Source organism: Pseudoalteromonas undina (assembly GCF_000238275.3).
Lineage (GTDB): Bacteria > Pseudomonadota > Gammaproteobacteria > Enterobacterales > Alteromonadaceae > Pseudoalteromonas > Pseudoalteromonas undina.
The window spans coordinates 614,753-624,837 of sequence record NZ_AHCF03000004.1 but is presented as its reverse complement, the minus strand read 5'-3'; the positions used below and the strand labels follow the sequence as shown (position 1 = coordinate 624,837).

Sequence of the window (10,085 nt, the reverse complement as noted above, 5' to 3'; positions counted from 1 at the left end):
CACCAACCTTAATTAATGCGTTGTGTATTTACTATACTGTTCTCTGAACCAAAATTATTAGCCCGATAACCATCAGCCTGGTGGTCGTTATCCCACTGCTTACCATTAATCAAATAACGAAAGTGAAACTCTTTATCAACAGGCAAACGCTGTTTACACTTAAACACACCCAACTTTTTGTTCAGTTTCATTGGCACTGGCTGCCAATCATTAAACTCCCCAAGTAAACAGACATCATCAGCATCAGGATGAGAAAATTCAAACGTGACTTCTGCTTCGTTTTTTGTCTTAAAAAAGCGTTTATTCAACATAATAGGCTCCAACTAAACCGTAAGGGTTATTCATCTTTGCCACAGGCCAAACAGCTTAAATAGGCGATGTGGAATCCATTCATTCACATAAAAACAAGCTTAAAGTTAAACAAAACTTTATTTACGCATTATTACAGTGCGTTATTTATTTTACCGCACTAGGTTGGTGCAGTTTTCAACCATTTTAAACAGGTTTTTAGGTAAGCTCTTTAACTGAGCAATTTTTAAACCAACTACACCCGATTAAATTTCTTTTACAACAATTCACACATAATCGTTTTTATTACCACATTGAGGTTAAAAAACCTTTAGCTTAACAACATCATCAGCGATAATAATTATCTACCTAGCCAATGCCGATAAATATTTAAAAACTATGATTAAAAAAAGCATTCTTATTACCTCTGTTATTGTTTTTCTCACTACCATTGCTGTTGTTGGTAGTTCAATTTATACACTATATAGTAAAAAGCTTGTCTCTGTAGACCCAAAGTTAAAAGAAATTTCCGGCATTGAGTTTGATAAATATAAACGTCTGTGGGCTATTAATGACAGTGGTGACGAACCTAAGCTATATAGACTCAATGACGATGGCTCTATCGCTAAAGAGATTTTAGTCAGCAACGCAAAAAACATTGATTGGGAGGACATGACACAAAATAACTTTGGTCATTTTTTCTTGGGTGACTTTGGTAATAATAAAAATGAACGTAAGTGGCTAACCATTTATAAAATAGAAAACCCGATTGATATTAAAACAAATACCACTGAAGCCGAGATAATTAAATTTACCTACCCAGAATTAGACGGCAGTCCAATACAACCTGATCAACGCAATTATGACTTAGAAGCTTTTGTCGCTTTTGGCCGGCACTTATATTTATTTACTAAAAACCGAACTGAACCTTTTGATGGTATTACCAATGTTTACAAAGTAGGCGATCATGCAGCAAATTTTGACGCCCAGCTAATTGACTCATTTAGAACCTGCACCACCATGGAAAAGTTATGCTGGATCACCTCTGCAGCACTCAGCCCAGATAGAAAAAAACTTGCGCTACTAGACTCAACCAGCATTTGGCTGTTTGAAAATTTTAAAGGGGATAAGTTTTTCTCTGGTGATGTGTCTAAAATTGATCTTGGTATTGTGACCCAAAAAGAAGCGATCACGTTTTATGATGATAATACAATTGCCTTTACCGATGAGGAATTTAAAGGCATTGGCGGTAATGTTTATTTTTTAAAGCTCGATCAAGTTACTAAGGTAAAGGTACAGCGAAGCCACGCACAAGCCCAGTAGGTTAAAATAAATCTATTTCTGAATCGTTTTCTTGTACGTTGATTAGCTGTTCAGCGATTAAATCTTCGTATACACAAAACTTATCTCGGCCATTATTTTTAGCGTAATAGAGTGCTTTGTCGGCACTTTCTATTACAGTGATTGGGAAATCATAAGGGCTAATACGTGCTAAACCAGCACTGATCGTCATGTTTTCAACAAAAGGAAACGAAGTATTTCTGACGAGTTGTAAAAATTCTGCCATTTTATTACATATGGAATCTGCATCAGTGGGCTCAAAAACAATCACAAATTCTTCACCACCAAAGCGAAAAATTAAATCGGTTGAACGAAAAAAGTGACGCATTTTTTGCGCTAATATCAGCAGTACTTCATCACCGCAAATATGACCATACTTGTCGTTTATATTTTTAAAATGATCAATATCTAAAATAGCTAACCAAGATGTAGATGCGTATTTTTGTTGCCTTTTACCCTCATCTCGAGATGAACTGTGGACTTTTAATACTTGTTTTTCAATCAGTTGTTTTATTTTTTTCTCAAAAGTTTGTCTATTTAATAGTCCTGTTAATTTATCTCTTTCGTTTTCATGAAGAATCACTAAATAATTTTCAAAAATACGACAAAAAGCATTTAACATCACCTGGGCTGGACTATCTAGGCTGTTTGAAACCACAGAAATTGCGGCGACTGTTTTCTCTTGGCGGGTAATGGGTAACCAACGGCGTTCGATGCCATCTGTTGATTGCACCGTGATAATGCAAGCAGAACGTAAGCAGGATAAAAGCTCATCCTCGGGGTGTGCAACAATTTGTCGTTGTACCCACTCAAATTGCTTTTCACCAGTCACTTTCAAACAAAGGCTTTGTTCAATGGTAAGTTGACCCTGAACTTCTATGTCTTTATAAACTGAAACTTCTTTACACCCAATAAACTCTTGGATGGTCGATATCAAGCTGTATTCAAGTGAGTCTACGTCTCTGTTTTTTGTTATTTTGATAACTGAGTTTAGTAAATTTTCTTGCATTGTACTCCCTAAAGCAAACTGGGCATTAACAACTTATAAATTCAGCATAGACCACAGGGTATAATATGCTAATTAAAATATTGAAATACCAATGTCACCCAGTCAAATAGGGAGTTTCGGGCAAAATTTGAACAAAATATAACTTAGCTATTCGTCATGCAATTTATAAATTTTTCAGATACGAGCGTTATGGCAACCTTATCAGTGTACATAGCCTGACTATTTTTTGTAATAAAGTCAGCACATTGCGCTTGTGATTGTTTGAATTTTTGCTTACATGAGTTTACTGACTCACCAATAACTTCTTGATAAATACTTTCATCACATAAGCTATTGGCAAACTGACTCGCGCCAGTAATAATCTCATCAATATTGACGGGTGAGGATTCTAGTTTAAAAAATATGTCGCTGTAAGTTTCAACCGTTATGTTATCGCTTGAGTCAAATAAAGTGGCCTTTGCACTTAAATATGAGCCACCTATTATTAATAGGGCTGCAGCAGCTAGTGTTGTATATTTCATAACATTTCCTTGTAATGTTTTTGAGCTGTTTTGCCAAAACGTCCTGTTTCTCACATTGTAATCAACTAGTGTTCTTGCAAGTAATAACTATACTTATCAGGTTTGTTCAGTATTGGAGGATTGTGGCAAATGCAGGGGCGAAAAGCCTATTGATTTGGTCAAAAACAATCCTTGTTTCTAATAACGGGGAGATTACAATTAAGTGAGCCTAAATGCAAATAATTAATACTCACTGAATGGTTAGAAATAAATCTAATTAACGCTTAAATTTGGTTTCTAAAATAACCGATGAACGAGTGCGCTCTACCCCATCTAAATTACCTATATCGTCTAATAAGTGGCTTAACTGCTCGAGATTTTGAGCTTCGACAATGGCAATTAAATCAAATTCACCGCTAATTGCATACAACTGAGATATGGCATCTATTTGTTTTAACTCTACGTTGGTTTTAGTCGTTAGCTTTTGTTTGACCTTTATTGAGACATGTGCAGAAACTAAGCTATTTAAAAAATCATCTCCAAAGTCAACGTTATACCCTTTAATCACCCCGCTTTGCTCCAACTTAAGCATGCGACTTTGCACTGTTGAACGGGATAAATTTAAATGCCTTGCAAGGTCAGAAATACTTGCTCTAGCGTTCGTTTTTAATACTGATAGTAGCTTTTTATCTTGGGGAGTTATCATAATGCTAATAAGGTTCGTTATTTTGACTATTATTCTAATCATTTTTCACAAAATAGCACTGCAAATTTAATCCATAACCTTTGATAATGACATTTTTAATAAGTATGAACGCATTGTATTGCTGAATAAGCCTGAGCTTATCGTTATTTTTCAGCAACGTATTTTTTATGTGATTAATTTAGGTGTAAAAATGCAAGTAACCAGAGATTTATTTAACGACGTAATGGTCCCTAATTACAACCCATCTGCAGTTATTCCCGTTCGTGGTGAAGGCTCACGCGTGTGGGATCAAAATAACAACGAATTTATCGATTTTGCCGGTGGTATTGCGGTTAATTGTTTAGGTCATTGTCACCCTGCATTAGTGGGCGCACTAAAAGAGCAAGGCGAAAAAATTTGGCACTTAGCAAATGTAATGACCAATGAGCCAGCACTTCGCTTAGCTAAGAAAATGGTTGATGCTACCTTTGCAGAAAAAGTTTACTTTGCAAACTCAGGAGCTGAAGCAAACGAAGCGGCTTTAAAGCTAGCGCGTCGCTTTGCCTTGGAAAAATTTGGTGCTGAAAAGTCTAAGATCATCGCTTTTAATAAAGGCTTTCATGGCCGTACTTTTTTCACTGTAACTGTAGGTGGCCAAGCCGCTTATTCTGATGGTTTTGGGCCAAAGCCTGCTGATATTGTTCATTGTGACTACAATGATATTGCTGCCTTTGAAGCCTTAATTGGCGATGATACTTGTGCAGTAATGATGGAGCCATTACAAGGTGAAGGCGGTATTGTGCCACCAACCAATGAGTTTGCACAAAAAGTACGTGAGCTGTGTACTAAACACAACGCACTGCTTATTTTTGATGAAGTGCAAACGGGTGTTGGCCGTACAGGTCACTTATACGCATACGAAGGCCTAGATGTTATTCCTGACATTTTAACCACGGCTAAAGCATTAGGTGGCGGTTTCCCAATTGGCGCTATGATCACGACTACTGAAATTGCAGCACACCTAAAAATAGGGACTCATGGTTCTACCTACGGTGGTAACCCATTGGCATGTGCTGTTGCAGAAGCTGCATTTGATACAGTAAATACCCCTGCGGTTTTAAATGGCGTAAAAGAACGTGAACAAATGTTCCGTGATGGTCTAAATGCCATTAACGAAAAATACCATGTATTTAGTGAAATCCGTGGTAAAGGCTTACTTATTGGTGCTGCATTAAATGAAAAATTTGAAGGCCGTGCTCGCGACTTTTTAGTTGCAAGTGCTAATAACGGTTTAATGAATTTAGTAGCCGGAATGAACGTTATCCGCTTTACACCTTCATTAGTGATCCCATTTGAGGATATTAAGGAAGGCTTAGCTCGCTTTGAAAAAGCAGTAAGCGAAGTTGTAAACGGTTAATCACTAAGTAAAACATATAAAGCCCTGAGATAAATGTTTACCTCAGGGCTTTATTGGAGCAAGTAGTTAATGCAAGTATTACGTCCTATTACTGTCAATGATTTTGCAGCACTTAAAGAGATTGCCATTGAATCAGGCCATGGTTTCACCTCTTTACCTGTCGATGATGGACAACTACAAGAAAAAATAGACCGTGCACAAAACAGCTTTACTAAAAATGTAAATAAGCCTATCGATGAAAGCTATTTATTTGTTTTAGAAGACAGTGACACTGGCAAAGTAATTGGTACTACCGCCATAGAAGCGGCCGTCGGTTTGTCTGTGCCTTTGTATCACTACCATTTAGGTAAAACTGTCCATCATTCACCCACCTTAAACGTTTACAATACCGTTGATATTTTAAGTATGTGTAACGACTACACAGGCTGCTCAGAAATATGTACTTTATTTTTACGTGAAGACAGCAGAAAAGGCTTAACAGGGCGGTTTTTATCACGTTCACGCTTTTTATTTATGGCACAACATAGTGAACGCTTTGCCGACACTGTAATTGCTGAAATGCGTGGCGTGAGTGATGAACAGGGGCACTCTCCATTTTGGCAATGGTTACAAGAACACTTTTTTAGTATTGAATTTCCACAAGCTGATCACTTAGTTGGTTTAGGCGATAAAGTATTTATTAGCGAGCTTATGCCTAAATACCCTATCTATGTAAACTTGCTAAGTAAAAAAGCACAAGCGGTGATTGGTCATGTTCATGATAAAACCAAGCCTGCACTTAAGTTGCTTGAAAAAGAAGGGTTTGAACATCGTGGCTACGTTGATTTATTTGACGCAGGTCCCACGGTAGAGGCAAAGCTCGGTAATATTCGCAGTATTCGTGATTCACAAGTGTGCCCAATTACCATTGGTGAACTTGAACATATTAATGAGCAAAGCTCAGATACCCTTGCTATTTGTAATCAAGGGGTTAGCGACTTTAGAGCCACGTTCACTAAACACGCTCATTATAATCAAGCAAAGCACACCTTAGTTATCAGCCAAGAAGTAGCTGATGCACTTCATTTAAATCAAGGAGATGCAGCGCGATTTTTCCGCCTGTAACACTATTTATGAACACACAACTAATTAATAACCAATGGCACGCAGGCCAAGGCCCTGCTTTTAATTCTGTTAATCCAAGCAATGGCGAAGTTGTTTGGCAAGGTAATGGTGCCAGCCCCGAACAAGTTAGCAGTGCTATTGAAGCGGCAAGAGCCGCGCAAATTCAATGGGCAGATATGCCAATTGAACAACGTATTACCATTTTAGAAAACTTTGTTGCCCAATTAAAAGAACACAGCGAAGAATTTGCTAGCATTATTGCTCGTGAAACAGGTAAACCACTATGGGAAACGCGCACAGAAGTCGGTGCGATGACAGGCAAAGTTGCTATTGCTATCCGTGCTTACAATGAGCGAACTGGCACAACCGAAAACCCAATGCCTGGCGCAAAAGCCTTTATTCGCCACAAACCACATGGTGTAGTGGCTATTTTTGGCCCATATAATTTCCCTGGGCATTTACCAAACGGTCATATAGTCCCTGCTATTTTAGCGGGTAATACCGTGGTGTTTAAACCATCAGAACTAACTCCTCACGTAGCACAGTTTACTTTAGAGCTGTGGCTAAAAGCAGGCTTACCTGCTGGGGTTATAAACCTTGTTCAAGGTGAACTAGAAACAGGTAAAGCACTTGCCTCACATCAAGATATCGATGGCTTATTTTTTACTGGTAGCTCAAACACAGGGCATTTATTACATAAACAATTTGCAGGCCATCCAGGTAAAATCTTAGCGCTTGAAATGGGCGGTAATAACCCGCTAGTGGTTAAAGATGTTGCTGATGTGAGCGCAGCCGTTCACGATATTATTCAATCAGGCTTTATTACTTCGGGTCAGCGTTGTACTTGTGCACGTCGATTATTTATTGAAAAATCAGCCAATGGCGATGCTATTTTAGAAAAGCTGATCAGCGCAACCAAAAATATCCTTGTAGATGATAGCTTTGCTGACGATCAACCATTTATGGGTGCCATGATCAGTGAAAAAGCCGCCTTAGGCATGGTTGCAGCGCAAGCTGACCTAGTTAAACAAGGTGCTGAGGTACTCGTTGAGCTTAAACAATTAAAACCAGGCACTGGCTTTGTCAGCCCAGGTATTATTGATGTCACTAAAATCGATGAAATTGCCGATGAAGAACACTTTGGCCCGCTAATTAAAGTATATCGTTACACTGACTTTGATAGCGCTATAGCAGAGGCGAATAACACCAGCTTTGGTTTATCTGCAGGTTTACTTGCAGACAGCGAAGATGATTACAGCCACTTTTTAAAACGTATTCGTGCCGGTATTGTTAACTGGAACCGCCCTATTACAGGCGCATCAAGCGCAGCGCCATTTGGCGGCATAGGTGCCAGTGGTAACCACAGAGCTAGTGCATACTATGCTGCTGATTACTGCGCATACCCAGTGGCCTCAGTAGAGTCAGAAAAAGTTAACTTACCGCAAACCCTCGCGCCGGGCTTAATTATTGAATAACAATTTTAGAAAATTTAAGGATTTACCATGCATACTGATGTAAACACATTATTTGATAACTTATGGCAAAACTACCTAACAGTAACGCCATCAGCTGATAAAATTCATGACTTATTAGGCTCAACGCAAAAAGACGACATTATTAACGACCATATTGCACTGCGTACTTTTAACATAGAAAAAGTAGGCCTTGAAAAACTAGCTGCGCACTTTTTAGCTATTGGTTATAAAGAATGTGGTGAATATCACTTTGAAGCAAAAAAACTCTACGCCAAGCATTATGAGCATAGCGATCCGACACAGCCAAAAGTGTTTATTTCTGAATTATTAGTTGAAAAATGTTCGCCTGAGCTACAAGCAATCGTTACGGATATGGTGGCACAAATTGACGAAAGCGCTGTGACTGCCGATAATTTTTTATATTCAGGCACACATTGGCAAGTAAGCACTGATACTTACAAAAAGTTATTAGCTGAGAGCGAATATGCAGCGTGGATGTCTGCGTGGGGTTACCGTGCAAATCATTTTACTGTGAACATTAATACCTTAGCTAAATTTGATAACATCCATGATGTAAACCAAGCTCTTAAAGATGCCGGTTTTGCACTTAATACCTCAGGAGGCGAAGTAAAAGGCTCACCAGAAGTGCTATTAGAGCAATCATCAACATTAGCTGATGAATACGCTGTGACCTTTAGCGATGGCGATATGCGCATTCCTAGCTGTTTTTACGAGTTTGCTATTCGTTATCCAAAACCTGATGGTGAAATTTACACTGGATTTGTTGCAGCCTCTGCAGATAAAATTTTCGAGAGCACCAACGCACGTTAACTGTGTTGTGCTAAATTAAAAAAAGCCCATTTTTGGGCTTTTTTTGTTTCTGAGAAAAAGCTCACTTATAAATCATAAAAACAACGGCTTGTAGTCGTTTTCTAATTGTTCAAATGACAAATTACCAATAAAACGACCAAAGCTCAGCCACGTAGCAAGTCCTCTTAAATCTTTAAAATGAGGCGGCACAAATTGTGGGTTTTCAATCACACCTAAATCATGTAGTTGCGATATTAACCTAAAATCATCAATTGATATTTTACCCACCAGCAATAGCGGTAATTGGTCAATTCTGCCAAGCTGTATCGCCACCCGAATTAAGTTATAAACCAATACAAAGCCTTTTATATAAGCAATGTCTTTAGTAAACGGTAAGCCGGTTGCGGTGCTACCTCTAAATACACGCTGTGCAAGGGTGTAGCTGTCGTCTTTTGATAACCCTTGTGCTACATAATCTCGGTATATATCTACAAACTCAGCACCATCAATCACTTTGGTGACCGCTTGAATACGGTTTACTAATTTTGATAAGCGACGTGGTGTTGATTTAAGAGTGATTATTTCGGTCAGTACTGCAAGCCCTTCTTGGGTAACGGTAGAGCTTGGCGTGCCTTTACTCAAGCAAGTTAAATAAGGTTGCGCTAAGCCATTTTGAGTGGTGCCTACATGGATCCAGCCCTCGTGCACCTCTAAAATATCTAATTCGCGCTGAGAAAACTTAACATCTTGATTAAGCTTTATATTGTTAGCTCCTGCTGCCGCATCACTGACAATTCCATCACTAAGCATTACTTCGACATTAATCCCTTGCATACTGGCATTGACCTGCTCAGACAAAATACGCACCGCATCACTGGCATCAATATTTTTAGGATCTTCAGGCAAAATGTTCGCATCAAGCAAACTTTTTAATGGCTGCTCAAGCATATTAGCAAGCTCAGATAACGATGGCTCACCAGCATGAAAAAGGTCTTTTGGATGCCCAAAAAGCTCTACCGACAAGTCATGAAATTCGGCAGTACCTCGGTACTCCAGCATATTAAGCACTGTTTTATATTCGCTACACATTTTACCCATATATTGAGTTATTGGGTTTAATTGCCCCAACTGATTAATAATATTTCGGTGCAGTGTTGAAAATGCTTGGCGCAACTCACTAGGCACAAACCCTAAATCTCGCTGTTGGTAGTAAGCACGGTCTATTAAAGGATTTTTTTGGCATTTTTGCCTAAAAAATTCTTCTTTAGTCTGTTTATCCCAATTAATTGCATCGAGAATTCTAATGGGGGTTTGCAGCGCAATGAGTTGGTCGGATAATTCACGAGTTTTTAAAAGTAACGCCTTGTCTATCATGGTAAAAGCTCAACATAGAGTGAGCTCTGAGCATAATTTATAAATTAAAAATAGCAAAGCAATATCACACATTCTTGACTAT

General features: G+C 38.6%; 10 protein-coding genes. 5 read left to right on the top strand and 5 right to left on the bottom strand.

What is annotated here, in order from left to right; all coding sequences use genetic code 11:
• Positions 1 to 8: 8 nt before the first annotated feature.
• Complete coding sequence (locus PUND_RS17695) at positions 9 to 311, bottom strand: isoamylase early set domain-containing protein (protein WP_010388937.1); 303 nt, start codon at positions 309 to 311, stop codon at positions 9 to 11.
• Between the two features lie 376 nt (positions 312 to 687).
• Between PUND_RS17695 and PUND_RS17690 the strand changes: the two genes are divergently transcribed.
• Positions 688 to 1,611 (top strand): hypothetical protein, encoded by a 924-nt coding sequence (locus PUND_RS17690; RefSeq protein ID WP_010388938.1) that lies wholly within the window; start codon positions 688 to 690, stop codon positions 1,609 to 1,611.
• A 1-nt stretch (position 1,612) separates the two neighbouring features.
• On the opposite strand, the gene PUND_RS17685 is transcribed toward PUND_RS17690, so the two are convergent.
• The 3 genes from PUND_RS17685 to PUND_RS17675 form a co-directional block, all read right to left on the bottom strand.
• Positions 1,613 to 2,638 (bottom strand): GGDEF domain-containing protein, encoded by a 1,026-nt coding sequence (locus tag PUND_RS17685; protein WP_010388940.1) that lies wholly within the window; start codon positions 2,636 to 2,638, stop codon positions 1,613 to 1,615.
• 143 nt (positions 2,639 to 2,781) lie between these two features.
• Positions 2,782 to 3,159: a hypothetical protein gene (locus PUND_RS17680; RefSeq protein ID WP_010388941.1), complete on the bottom strand. Its 378-nt coding sequence runs from the start codon at positions 3,157 to 3,159 to the stop codon at positions 2,782 to 2,784.
• 256 nt (positions 3,160 to 3,415) lie between these two features.
• On the bottom strand, positions 3,416 to 3,844 hold the full coding sequence (locus tag PUND_RS17675) for an Lrp/AsnC family transcriptional regulator (RefSeq protein ID WP_010388942.1): 429 nt from the start codon (positions 3,842 to 3,844) through the stop codon (positions 3,416 to 3,418).
• 190 nt (positions 3,845 to 4,034) lie between these two features.
• Here PUND_RS17675 and PUND_RS17670 point away from each other — a divergent pair, with 190 nt between their 5' ends.
• The 4 genes from PUND_RS17670 (at position 4,035) to PUND_RS17655 (ending at position 8,650) form a co-directional block, all read left to right on the top strand.
• Positions 4,035 to 5,240 (top strand): aspartate aminotransferase family protein, encoded by a 1,206-nt coding sequence (locus PUND_RS17670; protein WP_041709403.1) that lies wholly within the window; start codon positions 4,035 to 4,037, stop codon positions 5,238 to 5,240.
• Between the two features lie 69 nt (positions 5,241 to 5,309).
• The gene (gene astA / locus PUND_RS17665) at positions 5,310 to 6,344 is read left to right on the top strand and encodes an arginine N-succinyltransferase (protein WP_010388944.1); all 1,035 of its coding nucleotides are present in this window, start codon (positions 5,310 to 5,312) and stop codon (positions 6,342 to 6,344) included.
• 8 nt (positions 6,345 to 6,352) lie between these two features.
• Complete coding sequence (gene astD, locus PUND_RS17660; RefSeq protein ID WP_010388945.1) at positions 6,353 to 7,819, top strand: succinylglutamate-semialdehyde dehydrogenase; 1,467 nt, start codon at positions 6,353 to 6,355, stop codon at positions 7,817 to 7,819.
• 27 nt (positions 7,820 to 7,846) lie between these two features.
• A complete protein-coding gene (locus PUND_RS17655) occupies positions 7,847 to 8,650 on the top strand; it encodes a DUF1338 domain-containing protein (RefSeq protein ID WP_010388946.1) in 804 nt (267 codons plus the stop codon).
• A 72-nt stretch (positions 8,651 to 8,722) separates the two neighbouring features.
• Here PUND_RS17655 and PUND_RS17650 read toward each other — a convergent pair whose 3' ends face one another.
• Positions 8,723 to 10,003, bottom strand: a complete 1,281-nt coding sequence (locus PUND_RS17650; protein ID WP_010388947.1) for a flavohemoglobin expression-modulating QEGLA motif protein — start codon at positions 10,001 to 10,003, stop codon at positions 8,723 to 8,725.
• Between the last annotated feature and the right edge of the window lie 82 nt (positions 10,004 to 10,085).

Excerpts from the sequence above, each read along its gene's own strand:
- PUND_RS17650 (WP_010388947.1), bottom strand. The coding sequence starts at position 10,003 with ATGATAGACAAGGCGTTACTTTTAAAAACTCGTGAATTATCCGACCAA.
- astA (WP_010388944.1), top strand. The coding sequence starts at position 5,310 with ATGCAAGTATTACGTCCTATTACTGTCAATGATTTTGCAGCACTTAAA.
- PUND_RS17675 (WP_010388942.1), bottom strand. The coding sequence starts at position 3,844 with ATGATAACTCCCCAAGATAAAAAGCTACTATCAGTATTAAAAACGAAC.
- PUND_RS17690 (WP_010388938.1), top strand. The coding sequence starts at position 688 with ATGATTAAAAAAAGCATTCTTATTACCTCTGTTATTGTTTTTCTCACT.
- PUND_RS17685 (WP_010388940.1), bottom strand. The coding sequence starts at position 2,638 with ATGCAAGAAAATTTACTAAACTCAGTTATCAAAATAACAAAAAACAGA.
- PUND_RS17680 (WP_010388941.1), bottom strand. The coding sequence starts at position 3,159 with ATGAAATATACAACACTAGCTGCTGCAGCCCTATTAATAATAGGTGGC.
- PUND_RS17695 (WP_010388937.1), bottom strand. The coding sequence starts at position 311 with ATGTTGAATAAACGCTTTTTTAAGACAAAAAACGAAGCAGAAGTCACG.
- astD (WP_010388945.1), top strand. The coding sequence starts at position 6,353 with ATGAACACACAACTAATTAATAACCAATGGCACGCAGGCCAAGGCCCT.
- PUND_RS17670 (WP_041709403.1), top strand. The coding sequence starts at position 4,035 with ATGCAAGTAACCAGAGATTTATTTAACGACGTAATGGTCCCTAATTAC.
- PUND_RS17655 (WP_010388946.1), top strand. The coding sequence starts at position 7,847 with ATGCATACTGATGTAAACACATTATTTGATAACTTATGGCAAAACTAC.